Here is a 16,304-nt window from a genome sequence, read left to right as displayed (position 1 = left end):
CGGCACACCCATCCGGCGGGTGCAGGCACATTGTTTGCCCTCTGGCGAGAGGGCAAACCGGGCCGGGGCGCAAGAGCAACCTACCCCTTGTCGCCCACGTTTTCCGCGAAGGCCTGTTTGAAATCGGCCTGTTTTTCGGCGCTGGCTTCGGTCTGGTATTTCGCTTTCCAGTCGTCATAGGGCATGCCGTAGAAGATTTCGCGCGCCTCGTCCTTGGTCATGTCGATGCCACGGTCGTTGGCGGCCTCCTGATACCAGCGCGACAGGCAGTTGCGGCAGAACCCGCCGAGGTTCATCAGGTCGATATTCTGCACGTCGGTGCGTTTTTCCATCAGGTGTTCGCGCAGGGCGCGGAAGGCGGCGGCTTCGAGTTCGGTCCGGGTCTGGTCGTCCATGGGGTCCTCCGTTCGGGTGCTGGTTACAAGGTGCGCTTGAGATAGGGCGGGTTCAAGTCCTGCACCCGCACCGAGAGGCTGCCGATATCGGGCAGGTGCGACTCCAGAACGTCCAGCACCTGCCGGGCCATTTCGGTTTGCGTGGCCTCGTCGCGTCCCGGCAGAAGATAGAGCGCGGCATGGGCGAAGGTCTGCGGCGTGACGCCTACGCGCGCAGCGGTGGCGGCAAAGCAGCGGGCGCGCACGGCTTGCGGCCCCGAGACGCTGGGATGCGCGGCGACGGCCTCGAACAGCGCGTCGCAGAGGGCCTGGAGATCGTGGCTGTGCTCCAGCCCGGCGGAATGTTCGATGACGATATGGGGCATGGGGGCTCCTTTGGCGGGTCAGACGCCGGCGGTGGCGGCGGCGCGTTCGAGAATCGGCGCAAGGCGCTGGCCCCAGGCCTGTTGATCGGCGGTGTCGCGGATCAGGTCGTTGCGCAACTCAAGCAGGGCGTTGGGCCGTTGATAGGCGATGGCGTGGCGGGCGATGGCATCGCCGGGCAGGTGGCCGCCGTAAGGTTCGTTGACGCCGATGCACAGGTCCTGTTCGGCGCGCAGGTGATCGACCATCGGATCGGTCAGGCGCGTATCGGCGGCGTGCAGCACGCCCACATGCCACGGGCGCGGCGGGCGGCCCTGCAATTGCGGGGTGAAACTGTGGACAGAGACAATCACCGTATCCGGGCGGCGGGCGGCCAGCTCGGCCAGCGCCGTGTGATAGGGCCGGTAACAGCGGTTGAGCCGGGTTTGCAGCTCGGCCTCATTGGCGTGGCGGTTGCCGGGGATGATCGTGCCGTCATAGAGTTTCATCAGCAGGGTCGGGTCGTCCTCGCCCCGGTTCGGGTCGATCACGAGGCGCGAGAAATTCGACAGGATCGCGGGCGCGTCCAGTTGCCGCGCCAGTTCGCGGGTCAGCCCCGCCGCGCCCACGTCATAGGCGATGTGGCGGGTCATGTCGGCCTCGGCCAGGCCCAGCGTGCCGCCGTTCACGAACTCGGGCACGGTGTTGGCCGCGTGGTCGCAGGTGATCAGGAAACGGGCGGGGCGATCGGCCCCTTCGATGAAATAGGGATGGTACGTCATGCGCCTGTGATGTCCTTTGTTCATCGTCTAGGACAGTTGAACGGGGAAGTGAATTGGGTAATAAGGAAAGCAACACCTGTTAGCGATAACACGGGCAGCGACCCCCGAGCAGGCGCCGCCTTTTGCGACAGCCCATTGACATAGCGGCCCGCTCGGACAAGACCGGGCCGGAACGACAAGAACAGGACATACCGGAATGAGACGCCACCGCAACGTCAAGATCGTCGCCACGCTTGGCCCGTCATCGTCGGATTACGACACGATCCGTGCCTTGCACGAGGCCGGGGCGGACGTGTTCCGCCTGAACATGAGCCACGGCATCCACGAGGAAATCGCCGAAAAGCACCGGATCATCCGCCAGATCGAGGATGAGCTGGACAGCACGATTTCCATTCTGGCCGATCTCCAGGGGCCGAAACTGCGCGTCGGCGTGTTCGCCAATGGCGAGGAAGAGCTCGAGGAGGGCGCGGCGTTCCGTCTGGATCTGGACGAGGCCGAGGGCGATGCCGGGCGCGTCTGCCTGCCCCATCCGGAAATCTTCGAGGCGCTGGAGCCGGGCGCGACCCTTCTGGTCAACGATGGCAAGATCCGCCTGAAGGTCACCGACTGCGGCAGGGATTTCGCGCAGACCGAGGTGATCAACGGCGGCACCATCTCCAACCGCAAGGGGGTGAACGTGCCCGACGTGGTGCTGCCGCTGGCCGCGCTGAGCGACAAGGACCGCGCCGATCTGGAATTCGTCTGCGACCTGGGGGTGGACTGGCTGGCGCTGAGTTTCGTGCAGCGCCCGCGCGACGTGGAAGAGGCGCGCGATCTGGCGGCGGGCCGGGCCGCGATCCTCAGCAAGATCGAGAAACCCTCGGCGGTGGAGCATTTCGAGGCGATCCTCGCGGCCTCGGACGGGATCATGGTGGCGCGCGGCGATCTGGGCGTGGAACTGCCGGTGCAGAACGTGCCGCCCATCCAGAAACGCCTTGTGCGCCGCTGCCGCTCCGCCGCCAAGCCGGTGATCGTGGCCACGCAGATGCTGGAATCGATGATCGAAAGCCCGATGCCCACCCGTGCCGAGGTGAGCGATGTGGCCACCGCGATCTACGAAGGCGCGGACGCGATCATGCTGTCGGCGGAATCGGCGGCGGGCGAGTACCCGGTCGAGGCCGTGACCACGATGGACAATGTCGCCCGCGAGGTCGAGGACGACCCGACCTATCGCGAGGTGATCGAGGCCTCGCGCCGGGCCGAGCGCAATTCGGTGGCCGACGGCATCGTCGCCGCCGCCCGCGAAATCGCGGAAACCACCGACATCAAGGCGATCTGCTGTTTCACCCAGTCGGGCACCACCGCCCTGCTGACCGCCCGCGAACGGCCCCGCGTGCCGATCATCGCCATGACCAACCTGCGCGGCACCGCGCGGCGGCTGGCGCTGACATGGGGGGTGAACTGCGTCATGACCGGCGAGTTGGAGCGATTCAAGCAGGCGGTTCTGAGCGCCGCGCGCGCCGCGCGCGAACAGGGCTATGCCGAACCGCTGGATCAGATCGTGGTGACGGCGGGCGTGCCCTTCAACGTGCCGGGCACCACCAACATCCTGCGCGTGGCGCCCTGTCAGGAAAGTTTGATTTATGCCAGCGAACCGGGATAAGCTGCTGTATCGTTATCAGTATCTAGCCGGAGGGTCTCAATGGATCCCGACTTGTCGCTTATCATCGGGTTGGTTCTGATCATCCTGTCCATTCCCTCGATCATGGCCGCCTTCAGCGAAGGGCACGCGCCGCGTGTCGCCTCGGTCGTGATCATCGCGGGCGGGGCGCTGATCGTCTGGGCGATGACCAGCAAACCGGGCGGGTATTCCCTTCTGGAAATCCCCGATATCTTCATGCAGGTCGTGGCGCGCTACCTGACATAGCGCCGGCCCGGCCGGTCGTGCCGGGCAATCCCCCATCGCGCCAGATTCCCCGTCATCCCCCCTTGCGAAATACGGACAGGCGGCGTATACGGCGCGCTCAGTCCCGTGCGTCCGGCCTGAGTGGCATGCCGAGTCGCACGTTCAACCGACCTAAAGAGGAGCCGGAAATGCCCAAGATGAAGACCAAGTCGAGCTGCAAGAAGCGGTTCAAGGTGACGGCCAACGGGAAGATCAAGACCGGACAGGCGGGCAAACGCCACGGTATGATCAAACGCACCACCAAGTTCATCCGTGATGCCCGCGGCACCACGGTCATGTCCGAGGCAGACGCCAAGATCGTCCGCCCGATGATGCCCTATTCCCGCTAAGGCCAAGGAGACCTGAGATATGTCACGCGTCAAAGGTGGAACCGTCACCCACGCCCGTCACAAGAAAATCACCAAGGCCGCCAAGGGTTACTATGGCCGCCGCAAGAACACCTTCAAGGTGGCCACGCAGGCCGTCGACAAGGCCAACCAGTACGCCACGCGCGACCGCAAGAACCGCAAGCGCAATTTCCGCGCGCTGTGGATTCAGCGGATCAACGCCGCCGTGCGCGCCCATGACGAAGCCCTGACCTATTCGCGCTTCGTCAACGGCCTGTCGCTGGCCGGTATCGAAGTCGACCGCAAGGTTCTGGCCGATCTGGCCGTGCGCGAACCGGCGGCCTTCGGCGCCATCGTCGATCAGGCAAAAAGCGCCCTGGCAAAATAAGCCAGTCGCTTTCGAGGGACAAAAAGAAGCGCCGCCGGGTCGTACCGGCGGCGTTTTTCGTTGTGGCCCGGCCCCTGAAATGGTCACCCCTCTGCCCTGTTTTCGGCACGATCCGGCGGCATGGTTTCCTTGGAAACCTGGCCCAAATGCGCCAGCCCCGGAGGAGTGACAGATGCAGGATACGGCAAAACAACCCGATTTGAGCGCGCTCAGTGAAAAGGCCCGCCGCCTTCTGGCCGCCCATGACCGCGAAGCCGGCACCGCCCGGACAGCCGCGCAAGGCTGAGCCTCTCCCTTGCGCTGAGACGCCAAGCGCTGTAACCCGCCCGTAACGCCAAACGGGTGAGACAGATGGACGATCTCAGAGACAAGTACCTGACCGCAATCGCCGATGCCGGAGACGAGGCCGCGCTGGAAGACCTGCGCGTGCAAGCCGTCGGCAAGAAGGGCGAAATCAGCCTGAAAATGCGCGAACTGGGCAAGATGACGCCGGAGGAACGGCAGGTCATGGGCCCGAAGCTGAACGCGCTCAAGGACGAGATCAACAGCGCATTGGGCGCCCGCAAGCAGGGGCTGGCCGATGCCGCGCTGGATGAGCGCCTGCGCACCGAGTGGCTGGATGTCACCCTGCCCGCGCGTCCGGGGCGCTCGGGCACGATCCACCCCGTTTCCCAGGTCACCGAAGAGGTCACCGCGATTTTCGCCGATATGGGATTCGCCGTGGCCGAGGGGCCGCAGGTGGAAAGCGACTGGCACAATTTCGACGCGCTGAACATTCCCGGCCACCACCCCGCGCGGGCCGAGATGGACACGTTCTACATGCACCGCGCCGAGGACGACGCGCGCCCGCCGCATGTGCTGCGCACCCATACCAGCCCGGTGCAGATCCGTTCGATGGAATTGCAGGGCGCGCCCTTGCGGGTGATCTGCCCCGGCCGCGTCTATCGCGCCGATTACGACCAGACCCACACGCCGATGTTCCACCAGATCGAGGGGCTGGCCGTGGACAAGGACATTTCCATGGCCAACCTGAAATGGGTGCTGGAAGAGTTCGTGAAGGCGTTCTTCGAGGTCGATGGTGTCGATCTGCGTTTCCGCGCGTCGCATTTCCCGTTCACCGAACCCTCTGCCGAGGTGGATATCCGCTGTAGCTGGGAAGGCGGCACGCTGAAAGTGGGCGAAGGCGACGACTGGCTGGAAATCCTTGGCAGCGGCATGGTGCACCCCAAGGTGCTGATGGCGGGCAATATCGACCCGGCGGCCTGGCAGGGCTTTGCCTTCGGCATGGGGATCGACCGGATCGCGATGCTGAAATACGGCATCCCCGACCTGCGCGCGTTCTTCGATTCCGACCTGCGCTGGCTGCGCCATTACGGCTTCAGCGCACTGGACGTGCCGACGATACGCGGCGGGCTGAGCCGGTAGGACGCGGGCGGAACCTTGAAAAGGTTCCGTTTCGTTTTCCTTTCAGGAAAACGGATGCGGCGGGTCTCTTGCCTGACCTGTGAGAACCGTCCAGTCTGGGGCGAACCGTATCGTCCCGGAGCGCCTCATGCATTTGTTTACCAACGAAGCCCGCCAGCGAAACGCCGAGACCCGCAAGGTCTATGCCGCTTACGAAATCGCCCATACGGCTGTCGATTTCGTGGCGGCGATCTGTTTTCTGATCGGCTCGATCCTGTTCCTGTGGCCGGTGTACGAAATCCCCGCCGTGTGGCTTTTCATCGTCGGGTCGATGTTTTTCTGCCTCAAGCCCACCCTGCGGCTGAGCCGTGAAATCCACCTGTGGCGCATGGGGCGGCTCGATACGCTGGCCGAACGCGCCGGCGATTGACGCCCCGTCGGGAAAGGACGCACGGATGCCCCGCAGCCTGATCATCGCCGCCGCCCAGTTCGCCAGCGCCATCGGCGATCTGGAGGCCAATTTCACCGAACATCACAAATGGATCGACGCGGCCAAGGCGCAAAAGGCCGACCTTCTGGTGTTTCCCGAACTCAGCATGGTCGGCCATTACGGCGCGGAAAACCTGCTGGACGTGACCATGAACAGCCGCGATGCGCGGCTGCTGGAGCTGTCGCGCGCCGCCGGGGACACGATCCTGATCGTCGGCTTTGTCGAGGAAGGCCCCGGCGCGCAGTTCTACAATGCGGCGGGCGTCTACAAGAACGGCAAGCTGGTTTACATCCACCGTAAGATCAACCTGCCCTCCTACGGCAAGCTGATCGAGACGAAATACTACGCGCAGGGCCGGTTTGTGGACACGCACGAGATCGACGCCGACTGGCGGCTGGGGCTGCTGATCTGCGCCGACCTGTGGAACCCGGCGCTGACGCATCTGGCGTTTCTGCATGGCGCGACGCTGCTGGTCGCGCCGATCAGTTCGGGGGTCGAGGCGGTGGGCGATGCCTTCGACAACCCCGCCGGATGGGGGACGACGATGCATTTCTATTCGATGATGTATGGCGCGCCCTCGGTGATGGTGAACCGGGTCGGCCCGGAACTGGACCTGAATTTCTGGGGCGGGTCGCGTATTCTGGACCCGTTCGGGCATCCGCTGGCCATTGCCGGGCAGGGCCCCGAACTGATTGCCGCCGAGGTGGACTATGGCGAGGTCCGGCGCGCGCGTGCGTTGCTGCCCACGGTGCGCGACAGCAATATCGCGCTGGTCGAGCGCGAAACCAACCGCCTGATCGAACGGCTGGGCGTGCCCGACATCATCCGCGACGAGGACTGAGGCGCACCCGGTGGCCGCTGCGGGGTTTTCCCTGTCCCGCAGATGGGCTAAACGCGGGATCAACCGTAGTTCTTGCTTGGATGACACCCGATGAAATTCACCCTGTCATGGCTGAAAGACCATCTCGAGACCGAGGCCAGCGTGGCCGAGATCGCCGAGGCGCTGACCGATCTGGGGCTGGAGGTCGAGGACATCTCGAACCCCGCCGAACGCCTGTCGGAGTTTACCATCGGCAAGGTGGTGAAGGCCGAGAAGCACCCCGATGCCGACAAGCTGAAGGTCTGTCAGGTCGAGACCGCGCAGGGCGAGACCCAGATCATTTGCGGCGCCCCCAACGCGCGCGAGGGGATCACCGTGGTGATCGCCAGCCCCGGCGTCTACGTTCCCGGCATCGACACCACCATTGGCGTGGGCAAGATCCGGGGCATCGAAAGCTATGGCATGATGTGTTCCGAGCGCGAGATGGAACTGTCGGAGGAACATGACGGCATCATCGAACTGCCCTCGGGCGAGGTGGGGCAGAAATTCACCGACTGGCTGGCCGAGAATGACCCGGCCAAGGTGGACCCGGTGATCGAGATTGCCATCACCCCCAACCGCCCCGATGCCCTGGGCGTGCGCGGTATCGCACTGGATCTGGCGGCGCGGGGGCTGGGCGTGATGAAACCCGCAGCACAGGAGCAGATCGAGGGGCAATTCCCCTGCCCGATCAGCGTGACGATTGACGAAGACACCCGCGATGCGGGCTGCGAAGTGTTCGCCGGGCGCGTGATCCGGGGGGTCGGGAACGGCCCCTCTCCGCAATGGTTGCAGGACCGCCTGCGCGCCATCGGGCTGCGGCCGATCTCGGCGCTGGTCGATATCACCAATTTCTTCACCTACGACCGCAACCGCCCGCTGCACGTTTTCGATGCCGACAAGGTGCAGGGCGATTTGCGCGTGCATCGCGCGCAGGGCGGCGAAACCCTGATCGGGCTGGACGAGAAAGAGTATACCTTCGCCCCCGGCATGGTGGTGATCTCCGACGATCAGGGGATCGAGAGCATCGGCGGCATCATGGGCGGGCTGGCCACGGGCTGCACCGGCGAAACGGTGAACGTGTTCCTCGAAGCCGCGGTCTGGGATCACGTTCAGATCGCCGCCACGGGCCGGGGCCTGAAGATCAATTCCGACGCGCGCTATCGCAACGAGCGCGGTATCGACCCGGCCTTCAACATGGAGGCCATCGACCTGGCCACGCAGATGATCCTCGACCTGTGCGGTGGCGAGCCGTCCTCGGTGATCGTCGCGGGCGAGGTGCCCGATGTCAGCCGCGCCTATCGTCTGGACCCGGCGCGCGTGCAGTCTCTGGTGGGCATGGACATCCCCGAGGCCGAACAGCGCCGGACGCTGACCGCGCTCGGCTTCGCGCTGGAAGGCGACATGGCCCATGTGCCAAGCTGGCGCCCCGACGTGATGGGCGAGGCCGACCTGGTGGAAGAGGTGGCGCGTGTCGCCTCGCTGACCAAGTTGCAGGGCAAGCCGCTGCCGCGCGCGCAGGTGGGCGTGCCCAAGCCGATCCTGTCACCGATGCAGAAGCGCGAACAGATCGCCCGCCGCACCAGTGCCGCACTGGGCTACAACGAATGCGTGACCTACAGCTTCATCGACAGCGCCAGCGCCACTTTGTTCGGCGGCGGCGATGACGCGACCATGCTGGCCAACCCGATCAGTTCCGAGATGAGCCATATGCGTCCCGATCTGTTGCCGGGCCTGTTGCAGGCCGCCGCGCGCAATCAGGCGCGCGGGCAGATGAACCTTGCGCTGTTCGAGGTGGGCCATGCCTTCCACGGGGGCGAGCCCGAAGAGCAGCATGTGCAGGTCAGCGGTCTTCTGGTGGGCCGCACCGGCCCCAAGGACGTGCATGGCGCGTCGCGCCCGGTGGACCTGTTCGACGCCAAGGCCGATGCCGAGGCGGTGCTGAACGCGCTTGGCGCCCCCGAAAAGGTGCAGATCCTGCGCGACGGTCCGGCATGGTTCCATCCCGGCCGCCACGGGCGCATCTGCCTTGGCCCCAAGAAGGTGCTGGGCATCTTCGGCGAGTTGCACCCCCGCGTGCTGGAGCAGATGGACGTGAAGGGCCCCGCCGTGGCCTTTACCCTGTTCCCGGCCGATATCCCGATGCCGCGCAAGAAAACCACCGGTCGCGGCGCGCTGGAACTGCGCGATTTGCAGGCGGTGGAGCGCGATTTCGCCTTTGTCGTGGATGAGGGCATCGAGGCGCTGACGCTGGTCAACGCCGCCGCCGGGGCCGACAAGGCGCTGATCGAGGACGTGCGCGTGTTCGACGAATTCATCGGCGGCAGCCTGGGCGAGGGCAAGAAATCGCTGGCCCTCACCGTGCGCCTGCAACCCACCGAAACGACGCTGAAAGAGGCCGATATCGAGGCCGTCAGCAAGAAGATCGTCGAAAAGGTGGAAAAGGCCACGGGCGGCACGCTGCGCGGATGATCCGCGTTCCCGGTTACTGCGGCGGCGGCATGACGCTGAGCATGTCGCCGTCGCCCCATGTGACGGCCTCGAAGCAAAGCTGCGCGCCGACACCGCCGCACCATCCGCCATCGCGCGCGATCAGAAGGATCGGCTGCGCGTCCCAATCGATGACGCGCCAGCCTTCGGCCTGAAAGCGCCAGCTGTCCTCGCCCACGACGGCATGCAGCATGCACCCGCCGCTGCCGCAATACATCGAGGCGGCGGAACTGCAGGCGAACCTGCTTTCGTCCACCACACGGTCCGGCACCCCGTCGCCCGTCAGGTCGATTTCGGTGACGGCATCGCCCGCGTCGAACCGGCCGTTCTCGTAATCGGTGCAAACCTCCCTAGCCGCGTCCAGGATGGCCGTGACCGGATCGGCGGCGAGGGCCGGAACAGCGGCCAAAGCGGCGGCGGCACAGGCGGGGACGATGTGGCGAACACCCATTTTCAAGCTCCTTCAGGCAATGATCGTGGCGCGGTCAGGGCACGATACTCCCCCTGCGGCGTCCTGCAAAACCCGAAATCCGCGCAGGACGGATGACGCCGCGACGATTGCGGGCTATGTATCGCGCAAACGCAAATCAGCAGATCAGGGGGTTCCATGACACTCAACGTCTATCTTTCCGGCGAGATTCATACCGACTGGCGCGAACGCATCATCGACGGCGCCAAGGGGCTGGACGTGAGGTTCAGCGGCCCGGTCACCGATCACGCCGCCAGCGACGATTGCGGCGTGGCGATCCTGGGGGCCGAGGACGACAAGTACTGGCACGATCACAAGGGCGCGATGGTCAATGCCATCCGCACCCGCAAGGGCATCGCCGAGGCCGACGTGGTCGTGGTGCGGTTCGGCGACAAGTACAAGCAATGGAACGCCGCCTTCGACGCGGGCTATGCCAGCGCGCTCGGCAAGTCGCTGATCGTCCTGCAACCGCCCGAGCACGACCACGCCCTGAAAGAGGTGAACGCCGCCGCGCTGGCCATGGCGCGCGAGCCCGAACAGGTGGTGCAGATCCTGCGCTATGTGCTGAACGGCGGCCTGCCCGGCTGAGACCAGCGGGGAAATTCCGCGTTCCTTTCCCATCATAAGTCTCGCTTTTCTGTGGAAAAGCGGCACAATATTTACGTGCGGGCTATTTGGCCCCGCACATAGGCAAGTGGAACCGGGACGAGGAAACGCAGATAATGATTCAGGAATTCAAGGACTTCATCGCCAAGGGCAATGTCATGGACATGGCCGTGGGCATCATCATCGGGGCGGCCTTTACCGCCATCGTCACATCGCTGGTGGGCGACCTGATCAATCCGATCATCAGCCTGTTCATGGGCGGCGTCGATTTCGCCGGTCAATATGTCCTGCTGGGCGATGGCGAATACGCCTCGATCGCCGACGCGGAAGAGGCCGGCGCGGCCGTCTTTGCATGGGGCCGGTTCATCATGGCGATCCTGAACTTCCTGATCATCGCCTTCGTGGTGTTCCTGCTGGTCAAGGCCGTCAACCGCGCCAAGGAAGCCACCGAGAAGAAAGAAGAGGAAGCCGCCGAGGAACCCGCAGGCCCGACCGAGCTGGACCTGCTGATGGAAATCCGCGACGCGCTGAAGAAGTAACCCGATCCTCGGATCACCACAGGGGCCTGCGCCTACGCGGGCCCTTTTCCTGTCCGGAGCCGCGATGCTTGCACGCGCCCCCTGTGCTGTGAGACAGGTCACAGAGACGCAAACCGCAATCGAAGGGTATGTTCGATATGGAAACTCTGCTGGAACAGGCGGGCAACTATGCGCCGCTGATCATCAACGCCGTCAAGGCGCTTGTCGTTCTGATCGTCGGCTGGATGGTCGCCGGTATCGTCAGCGGCGCGATCCGCCGCAAGGTCAATTCCAACCCCCGGATCGACGACACGCTGGGCAATTTCGTGGCTTCGATCATCAAATGGGTGATCCTGCTGGTCGTCCTGATCGCCATTCTGGGCCTGTTCGGGATCGAGGCGACCTCGCTGGTGGCCGTGCTGGGCGCCGCCACGCTGGCCATCGGCATGGCGCTGCAAGGCACGCTCAGCGATCTGGCCGCGGGCTTCATGCTGATCCTGTTCCGCCCCTACAAGCTGGGCCAGTATGTCGAGGTCGCGGGCACTGCCGGAACGGTGAAGGATATCAACCTGTTCATCACCGAACTGGCCACCCCCGACAACGTGCAGATCATCGTGCCCAACGGTCAGGCCTGGGGGTCGATCATCACCAACTTCTCGCATCACGACACGCGCCGCGTGGACCTGGCGTTCGGCATCGACTATGGCGATGACGCGGACAAGGCGATGGGCATCATCCTCGACCTGGCCCGCGCCGATACCCGCGTGCATGACGATCCCGAACCCTGGGTGCGGGTGACCAACCTGGGCGACAGCAGCGTCGACCTGACCGCACGCCTGTGGTGCGACGCGGCGGATTACTGGGACATCAAGTTCGAGATGACCAAGGCCGTGAAAGAGGCCTTCGACAAGAACGGTGTCTCGATCCCCTACCCCCATTCGGTGGAAATCCAGAAGGCAGGCTGATCTGTCTGCGACAGGACCAAGGGCTGATTCTTCGGCTCTTGGCGCCTGTCGCGCCGCGCCGTCCAGAATGTGCTATGCTTTGGGTATGGCCCATGAAACCGTCATCCTGAACAGCACCATCACCTGCCCGGACTGCGGGCATTCGGCGGATGAAACCATGCCCTCGGACTCCTGCCAGTGGTTTTACGAATGCCAGTCCTGCGGCGCACTGCTCAGGCCGATACCCGGCGATTGTTGCGTCTATTGCTCTTACGGCACACATCCCTGTCCGCCGGTTCAGGCCGGGTCCGGGTGCTGTGACTGAACCCCATCGAACCGGCCGCGTCGAACCCCGGTTCACCCGCGCCCGATATAAGGCATCGTGGTGGCCATCACCGTCATGAACTGCACATTGGCCTCGGGCGGCATCTGCGCCATATGCAGGACCGAGCGCGCCGCATCCCCCACATCCATCATCGGCATCAGTTCGGCCTCGGGGTTCTGCTCCAGCGCGCGGCGGTTCAGATCGTCCACCAGTTCGGTGCGGGCATTGCCGATGTCGATCTGCCCGCAGGCGATACCGAAGTCCCGCCCGTCCAGAGACAGGCTGCGCGTCAGGCCGGTGATCGCGTGTTTCGACGTGGTATAACATACCGAGCCGGGCCGCGGGTTATGCGCCGAGAGCGACCCGTTATTGATGATCCGCCCGCCCTGCGGCTGCTGGCGGCGCATCTGTCCAAAGGCCAGGCGCGCAGCGATGAACATGCCCCGGATATTGACGCCGATCACCTCGTCGAACGCCTCGACCGGGATTTCGTCGATCGGGCCGGCGGGGCCGAACATGCCGGCATTGTTGAACAACACGTCCAGCCGCCCCGCCATGCCGACGAACCGCTCAAAGACGCGCTCCATCGCGGCCGGGTCGGTCACGTCGGCGGGCAGAGCCTCGGCATTGGCGTAATCACCCGCCATTTCCTCAAGCCGCCCGGCACGGCGCGCCACCAGCCCCACGCGCCAGCCCGCGTTCAGGAATTCCAGCGCGGTCGCCCGCCCGATGCCCGAGCTTGCCCCGGTGATCAGGATGGATTTCATGCCTCGGCCTCCTCTTGCACTTCCAGTTCCAGCGGCACCGGCGCGGCGCGCAGGTCGTCCACCCTGAGCGGCCCGGTGGGTTTGGCCAGCCGGTTGCGCACCACCCAGTGCAGGCGTTCCTCGGCGCGGGTGATGGCGACATAGGCCAGCCGCTTCCACAGGGGTTGGCCCGCCTCGCTCCGGCCCATCCGGGCGGCGGCATAAAGATCGGGGGCGAACACCTGAACGTCGCGCCACTGTGAACCCTGCGCCTTGTGAATCGTCACAGCCGCCCCGTGCAGGAACGTCGCACCCATGCGGGCGGCGAAGGGGATGAACGGCTCTTCCTCGTCGGGTTTCTCGATCTTCACGATGCTGGCGGCACTGACGCGCGGGTCTTCGGCGCCGATCACATGCAGGCGGGAAAAGCCGGGTTTGTTGCCCGGCCCCAGATAGATCACCTGCGCGCCCTTGATCAGGCCGCGCGCTTCGAGGTCCTGCCGTTTGTTTCGATGCTTGAGCGGCAGTTCGATCCCGTCGCAAATCAGCGGCTCACCTTCCAGCAACGCATCCTCGGGCGCGCCATGCACCGCGCGAAAGGCGTTGATCAGGCGGATGCGCGTGGCGTTGCGCCAGACCAGAACGGGCGAGCGCGCCATCAGGTCCACCTCGACCCGCTGCGCCCATTGCACGCGCTCGTCGCGCTGCGCGGCCTGTTGCACCATGCGCTCGAAATCCTCGAAGCCCAGCGCCGGATCGGCCAGCGCATGCGCCAGATCGAGGATCGGGTTATCGGCATCCTGCCGGTGAATGCGGTGCAATTCCAGCCGCGCATTGTCAGGTAGCTTGTCGAACACCATCGAGCCCGACTGGTTCACCGGCGCAAGCTGCGCCGGATCGCCGAACAACAGAAGGTTGGGAAAAATCTCCTGCAAATCCTCGAACTGCCGGTCGTCCAGCATCGACGCCTCGTCCACCAGCCCGATATCCAGCGGCTCTTCGCGGCGTTTCCAGCCGGTGATGAAATCGCTGCCGCGCAATCCGGCGGCGGCCAACGCCCCCGGCACCGATTTGTTGGACTGGTAAAAGGCCAGCGCACGGTCCAGCGCCTCATCGGTCAGGCCCTCGATCTCGGGGCGCTCGCCGTTTCCGGCCAGCCATTCGGCGATCTTTTCGTATTCCGGGTCATAGACCGGCGTATAGAGGATGCGGTGAATGGTCGTGGCGGGCACGCCGCGCATCCGCAACACGCTGGCGGCCTTGTTGGTGGGCGCCAGAATGGCCAGCGTGCGCCGGTCGCGCCGCTTGCGCCCCTCCCAGTCGCCCGACACGATATCGACGCCCGCCTCCTCCATCGCGCGGGTCAGCGCCGCCAGCAGCAGCGTCTTGCCCGAACCGGCCTTGCCGGTTACTGCCATGACACTGGCCGCACCGTCGCGCGCGGGCAAAACCACGCCCTCATCCAGATCGACGCCCGCGGCGCGCAGCATCTCGGCGATGCGGTCATGGGCCTCGGCCTGATCGTGGGAAAATGTGAGCGCGCTCTGTTGCATGGCGCGACCCTATCCAAGCGCCCCGCCATGCACCAGAGCAGAACGCCCGGTCAGGCGCTCAAAGGCATCGGCATCGCATCGCCCAGACTGCGGCGGAACCACAGGTCCGACAGCGCGGGTGAGATGCCCGCGCGCTGCGCCACGCGCATCCGCGCCGCATCGGAAAACGCCCAAAGGCCCACGCTGATCCGGTCGCGCCCCGTGCCTGACTGCCCAGAACCTCGGGGGACGATCCGATATGGCGGTAGATCCGCACCATCCGCGCATCGAACACGCCCGCGAAATGCCTGATCCCGAAATGGCGCATGATCTCGCCCCCGCCCAGCATCAGCCCCGCCGCCACCCGCGACGGCGCCCCGCACGACAGGCAGAACCGGGTGCATTCCCAGATGTCCGGGCTGCACACCGACTGCCCGTTCAGCAGATGGCCAAAATGATCGTTGACCATCACAGGCCCCGTGGTCGGCAAAAACCGCATCGAGCCCTGATGCCGCCCGTCCGGCCCTTCCCAGATGACATAGAGCGGATCGAGCGCATCGTAGTCGTCCCGCTCGAACCCACCGGCATCCACCGTCACCTCCCAGCCCAGCCGGGTCTTGAACTGATCGGCCCGGTCGCGAAACATCCCGTCGCGCAGGCGCGCAAAGCGGTGCAAATCGGTTCCATAGATATAGCGCAGCATTCTGAACCCTCCGTTTGAGGACGGAAAGGTCAGGCAGGCAGGGTTAACCGGCCCCTGACGGGGCGGGCGCTGTTTTCACGGGATTTTAGTCAAATGCCACCCGTCCGGGGGCGTCAGATCACAATCAGCCCCCGGCTGAGCGCGCGCGCCACCGCATGAACCGTGTTCATCGCGCCCAGTTTGAAACGCGCGGATTCCACGTAGACGCGCAAGGTATGCTCGGAAATCGACAGGGTCTGCGCCACCTGCGCCCGGCTATACCCCATGGCCAGCAGGGTCATGGCATCCACCTCGCGCGGGGACAGCGGCTGCGCCGGTTCGGGCTTGCGGTCGGGCTCCAGCTCGAGCGCCTTTTGGTTGAAGTAATGCGCGATCAGGATCAGGTCGCGACGATGGGTCTCGGTAAAACGGGCCCAGGTTTCGTCGTCGCAATCATGGGTGACGGTGAACAGGGCGAACTGGCCGTTGGGGCCACGCAACGGCACCGAATAGCCCTGATTTCCCACGCCATGCGCAATGGCCTCGCGCAGGAAATCCCGCGCGGCCCTGCCCGACCAGTCGAGCCGCTTCCAGTCCACCGGGTGAAAATGCTGGTAACAGCCCTGAATGACCGGATCTATGCGCAGGAAATCCCGCTCCAGATACAGTTGCACCCAATCCTGCGCATAGGTGCCACAGCCATATTGATCGCCCGCGCCGCTGACCCAGTGATAGACCATGTGATCGACGCGGAAATGATCGCGAAAGGTCTCGATGACCTGTTGCAGATCGGAAAGTTCAGACGCGCCTTCCAACGCACGGAACATCCTGTCCATTTTGTCCGGCCGCGAAGGCAGGGCTGCGGTCATCCGCCGATGTTCCTTTCCCTTGGCGCACCAGATCCAGCGTGGCCACCAGCCGCGTATCGGCAAGCTTGTCGGCCAGCGCGGACATCCCGTTCTGATCGGCGAACCCTTTCAGATCGGACAGCACGTCGAGTATCCATTCATTTTGCATCGCCAGACTCCGCAGAACGGGTTAATGGAAGGTTAACACAACCA

20 protein-coding genes and 1 pseudogene are annotated in these 16,304 nt (G+C 64.8%); 12 read left to right on the top strand and 9 right to left on the bottom strand.

Going from position 1 to position 16,304, the window contains the following annotated elements; translation table 11 throughout:
- Window positions 1-80 precede the first annotated feature (80 nt).
- From KPG71_RS13295 to KPG71_RS13285, 3 genes are read right to left on the bottom strand one after another with little or no spacing between them, the layout of a single operon-like run.
- Window positions 81-395, bottom strand: coding sequence for a DUF1244 domain-containing protein (locus KPG71_RS13295; RefSeq protein ID WP_073036981.1), 315 nt, complete (start codon window positions 393-395; stop codon window positions 81-83).
- 23 nt (window positions 396-418) lie between these two features.
- Window positions 419-760 carry a 5-carboxymethyl-2-hydroxymuconate isomerase gene (locus KPG71_RS13290; protein ID WP_216338482.1) on the bottom strand — a complete coding sequence of 114 codons (342 nt, stop codon included), beginning with the start codon at window positions 758-760 and terminating at the stop codon, window positions 419-421.
- Window positions 761-778: 18 nt separating this feature from the next.
- Complete coding sequence (locus KPG71_RS13285) at window positions 779-1,519, bottom strand: N-formylglutamate amidohydrolase (RefSeq protein WP_216338481.1); 741 nt, start codon at window positions 1,517-1,519, stop codon at window positions 779-781.
- Between the two features lie 196 nt (window positions 1,520-1,715).
- On the opposite strand from KPG71_RS13285, the gene pyk reads away from it, so the two are divergent.
- The 8 genes from pyk (at window position 1,716) to pheT (ending at window position 9,403) form a co-directional block, all read left to right on the top strand.
- Window positions 1,716-3,161 (top strand): pyruvate kinase, encoded by a 1,446-nt coding sequence (pyk, locus tag KPG71_RS13280; protein WP_216338480.1) that lies wholly within the window; start codon window positions 1,716-1,718, stop codon window positions 3,159-3,161.
- Window positions 3,162-3,200: 39 nt separating this feature from the next.
- The gene (locus KPG71_RS13275; protein WP_216338479.1) at window positions 3,201-3,425 is read left to right on the top strand and encodes a hypothetical protein; all 225 of its coding nucleotides are present in this window, start codon (window positions 3,201-3,203) and stop codon (window positions 3,423-3,425) included.
- 167 nt (window positions 3,426-3,592) lie between these two features.
- Window positions 3,593-3,793 (top strand): 50S ribosomal protein L35, encoded by a 201-nt coding sequence (rpmI, locus tag KPG71_RS13270; protein WP_216338478.1) that lies wholly within the window; start codon window positions 3,593-3,595, stop codon window positions 3,791-3,793.
- Between the two features lie 19 nt (window positions 3,794-3,812).
- The gene (gene rplT, locus KPG71_RS13265; RefSeq protein ID WP_073036994.1) at window positions 3,813-4,178 is read left to right on the top strand and encodes a 50S ribosomal protein L20; all 366 of its coding nucleotides are present in this window, start codon (window positions 3,813-3,815) and stop codon (window positions 4,176-4,178) included.
- 351 nt (window positions 4,179-4,529) lie between these two features.
- Window positions 4,530-5,603 carry a phenylalanine--tRNA ligase subunit alpha gene (gene pheS / locus KPG71_RS13260; protein ID WP_216338477.1) on the top strand — a complete coding sequence of 358 codons (1,074 nt, stop codon included), beginning with the start codon at window positions 4,530-4,532 and terminating at the stop codon, window positions 5,601-5,603.
- Window positions 5,604-5,730: 127 nt separating this feature from the next.
- Window positions 5,731-6,012 (top strand): YrhK family protein, encoded by a 282-nt coding sequence (locus KPG71_RS13255; RefSeq protein ID WP_216338476.1) that lies wholly within the window; start codon window positions 5,731-5,733, stop codon window positions 6,010-6,012.
- Window positions 6,013-6,037: 25 nt separating this feature from the next.
- Complete coding sequence (locus KPG71_RS13250; protein WP_216338475.1) at window positions 6,038-6,913, top strand: nitrilase-related carbon-nitrogen hydrolase; 876 nt, start codon at window positions 6,038-6,040, stop codon at window positions 6,911-6,913.
- A gap of 90 nt (window positions 6,914-7,003) precedes the next feature.
- On the top strand, window positions 7,004-9,403 hold the full coding sequence (pheT, locus tag KPG71_RS13245; protein WP_216338474.1) for a phenylalanine--tRNA ligase subunit beta: 2,400 nt from the start codon (window positions 7,004-7,006) through the stop codon (window positions 9,401-9,403).
- Between the two features lie 13 nt (window positions 9,404-9,416).
- On the opposite strand, the gene KPG71_RS13240 is transcribed toward pheT, so the two are convergent.
- Window positions 9,417-9,872: a hypothetical protein gene (locus KPG71_RS13240; protein ID WP_216338473.1), complete on the bottom strand. Its 456-nt coding sequence runs from the start codon at window positions 9,870-9,872 to the stop codon at window positions 9,417-9,419.
- Between the two features lie 156 nt (window positions 9,873-10,028).
- Here KPG71_RS13240 and KPG71_RS13235 point away from each other — a divergent pair, with 156 nt between their 5' ends.
- The 4 genes from KPG71_RS13235 (at window position 10,029) to KPG71_RS13220 (ending at window position 12,283) form a co-directional block, all read left to right on the top strand.
- The gene (locus KPG71_RS13235) at window positions 10,029-10,478 is read left to right on the top strand and encodes a YtoQ family protein (RefSeq protein ID WP_216338472.1); all 450 of its coding nucleotides are present in this window, start codon (window positions 10,029-10,031) and stop codon (window positions 10,476-10,478) included.
- A 134-nt stretch (window positions 10,479-10,612) separates the two neighbouring features.
- Entirely contained in the window at window positions 10,613-11,035 is a 423-nt protein-coding gene (gene mscL / locus KPG71_RS13230) for a large conductance mechanosensitive channel protein MscL (protein ID WP_216338471.1), read from the top strand.
- A 137-nt stretch (window positions 11,036-11,172) separates the two neighbouring features.
- Window positions 11,173-11,979, top strand: coding sequence for a mechanosensitive ion channel family protein (locus KPG71_RS13225; RefSeq protein WP_216338470.1), 807 nt, complete (start codon window positions 11,173-11,175; stop codon window positions 11,977-11,979).
- A 67-nt stretch (window positions 11,980-12,046) separates the two neighbouring features.
- Window positions 12,047-12,283 carry a GDCCVxC domain-containing (seleno)protein gene (locus KPG71_RS13220; protein ID WP_253196260.1) on the top strand — a complete coding sequence of 79 codons (237 nt, stop codon included), beginning with the start codon at window positions 12,047-12,049 and terminating at the stop codon, window positions 12,281-12,283.
- Between the two features lie 32 nt (window positions 12,284-12,315).
- Here the strand turns inward: KPG71_RS13220 and KPG71_RS13215 are convergent, their stop codons facing one another.
- The 5 genes and pseudogenes from KPG71_RS13215 to KPG71_RS13195 form a co-directional block, all read right to left on the bottom strand.
- Window positions 12,316-13,050 (bottom strand): SDR family oxidoreductase, encoded by a 735-nt coding sequence (locus tag KPG71_RS13215; protein ID WP_216338469.1) that lies wholly within the window; start codon window positions 13,048-13,050, stop codon window positions 12,316-12,318.
- Window positions 13,047-14,582: an ATP-dependent RecD-like DNA helicase gene (locus KPG71_RS13210; RefSeq protein WP_216338468.1), complete on the bottom strand. Its 1,536-nt coding sequence runs from the start codon at window positions 14,580-14,582 to the stop codon at window positions 13,047-13,049. The genes KPG71_RS13215 and KPG71_RS13210 overlap by 4 nt, the downstream gene beginning before the upstream one ends.
- Before the next feature lie 50 nt (window positions 14,583-14,632).
- A pseudogene (locus KPG71_RS13205) lies at window positions 14,633-15,264 on the bottom strand (acyl-homoserine-lactone synthase).
- Between the two features lie 113 nt (window positions 15,265-15,377).
- On the bottom strand, window positions 15,378-16,079 hold the full coding sequence (locus KPG71_RS13200; protein WP_216338467.1) for a LuxR family transcriptional regulator: 702 nt from the start codon (window positions 16,077-16,079) through the stop codon (window positions 15,378-15,380).
- Window positions 16,042-16,260: a hypothetical protein gene (locus KPG71_RS13195; RefSeq protein WP_216338466.1), complete on the bottom strand. Its 219-nt coding sequence runs from the start codon at window positions 16,258-16,260 to the stop codon at window positions 16,042-16,044. The genes KPG71_RS13200 and KPG71_RS13195 overlap by 38 nt, the downstream gene beginning before the upstream one ends.
- Window positions 16,261-16,304 lie beyond the last annotated feature (44 nt).

It is taken from the genome of Roseovarius sp. PS-C2, assembly GCF_018862045.1.
Classification (GTDB): Bacteria; Pseudomonadota; Alphaproteobacteria; order Rhodobacterales; family Rhodobacteraceae; genus Roseovarius.
This window is presented reverse-complemented; position numbering and strand designations above follow the sequence as displayed.

What these genes read in the sequence shown, in the direction of transcription:
- KPG71_RS13285 (WP_216338481.1), bottom strand. Translation starts at nt 1,519, where the DNA reads ATGACGTACCATCCCTATTTCATCGAAGGGGCCGATCGCCCCGCCCGT.
- KPG71_RS13210 (WP_216338468.1), bottom strand. Translation starts at nt 14,582, where the DNA reads ATGCAACAGAGCGCGCTCACATTTTCCCACGATCAGGCCGAGGCCCAT.
- KPG71_RS13250 (WP_216338475.1), top strand. Translation starts at nt 6,038, where the DNA reads ATGCCCCGCAGCCTGATCATCGCCGCCGCCCAGTTCGCCAGCGCCATC.
- KPG71_RS13240 (WP_216338473.1), bottom strand. Translation starts at nt 9,872, where the DNA reads ATGGGTGTTCGCCACATCGTCCCCGCCTGTGCCGCCGCCGCTTTGGCC.
- KPG71_RS13290 (WP_216338482.1), bottom strand. Translation starts at nt 760, where the DNA reads ATGCCCCATATCGTCATCGAACATTCCGCCGGGCTGGAGCACAGCCAC.
- rpmI (WP_216338478.1), top strand. Translation starts at nt 3,593, where the DNA reads ATGCCCAAGATGAAGACCAAGTCGAGCTGCAAGAAGCGGTTCAAGGTG.
- pyk (WP_216338480.1), top strand. Translation starts at nt 1,716, where the DNA reads ATGAGACGCCACCGCAACGTCAAGATCGTCGCCACGCTTGGCCCGTCA.
- KPG71_RS13255 (WP_216338476.1), top strand. Translation starts at nt 5,731, where the DNA reads ATGCATTTGTTTACCAACGAAGCCCGCCAGCGAAACGCCGAGACCCGC.
- KPG71_RS13295 (WP_073036981.1), bottom strand. Translation starts at nt 395, where the DNA reads ATGGACGACCAGACCCGGACCGAACTCGAAGCCGCCGCCTTCCGCGCC.
- KPG71_RS13200 (WP_216338467.1), bottom strand. Translation starts at nt 16,079, where the DNA reads ATGGACAGGATGTTCCGTGCGTTGGAAGGCGCGTCTGAACTTTCCGAT.
- KPG71_RS13235 (WP_216338472.1), top strand. Translation starts at nt 10,029, where the DNA reads ATGACACTCAACGTCTATCTTTCCGGCGAGATTCATACCGACTGGCGC.
- mscL (WP_216338471.1), top strand. Translation starts at nt 10,613, where the DNA reads ATGATTCAGGAATTCAAGGACTTCATCGCCAAGGGCAATGTCATGGAC.
- KPG71_RS13215 (WP_216338469.1), bottom strand. Translation starts at nt 13,050, where the DNA reads ATGAAATCCATCCTGATCACCGGGGCAAGCTCGGGCATCGGGCGGGCG.
- KPG71_RS13275 (WP_216338479.1), top strand. Translation starts at nt 3,201, where the DNA reads ATGGATCCCGACTTGTCGCTTATCATCGGGTTGGTTCTGATCATCCTG.
- KPG71_RS13220 (WP_253196260.1), top strand. Translation starts at nt 12,047, where the DNA reads ATGTGCTATGCTTTGGGTATGGCCCATGAAACCGTCATCCTGAACAGC.
- KPG71_RS13225 (WP_216338470.1), top strand. Translation starts at nt 11,173, where the DNA reads ATGGAAACTCTGCTGGAACAGGCGGGCAACTATGCGCCGCTGATCATC.
- pheS (WP_216338477.1), top strand. Translation starts at nt 4,530, where the DNA reads ATGGACGATCTCAGAGACAAGTACCTGACCGCAATCGCCGATGCCGGA.
- KPG71_RS13195 (WP_216338466.1), bottom strand. Translation starts at nt 16,260, where the DNA reads ATGCAAAATGAATGGATACTCGACGTGCTGTCCGATCTGAAAGGGTTC.
- pheT (WP_216338474.1), top strand. Translation starts at nt 7,004, where the DNA reads ATGAAATTCACCCTGTCATGGCTGAAAGACCATCTCGAGACCGAGGCC.
- rplT (WP_073036994.1), top strand. Translation starts at nt 3,813, where the DNA reads ATGTCACGCGTCAAAGGTGGAACCGTCACCCACGCCCGTCACAAGAAA.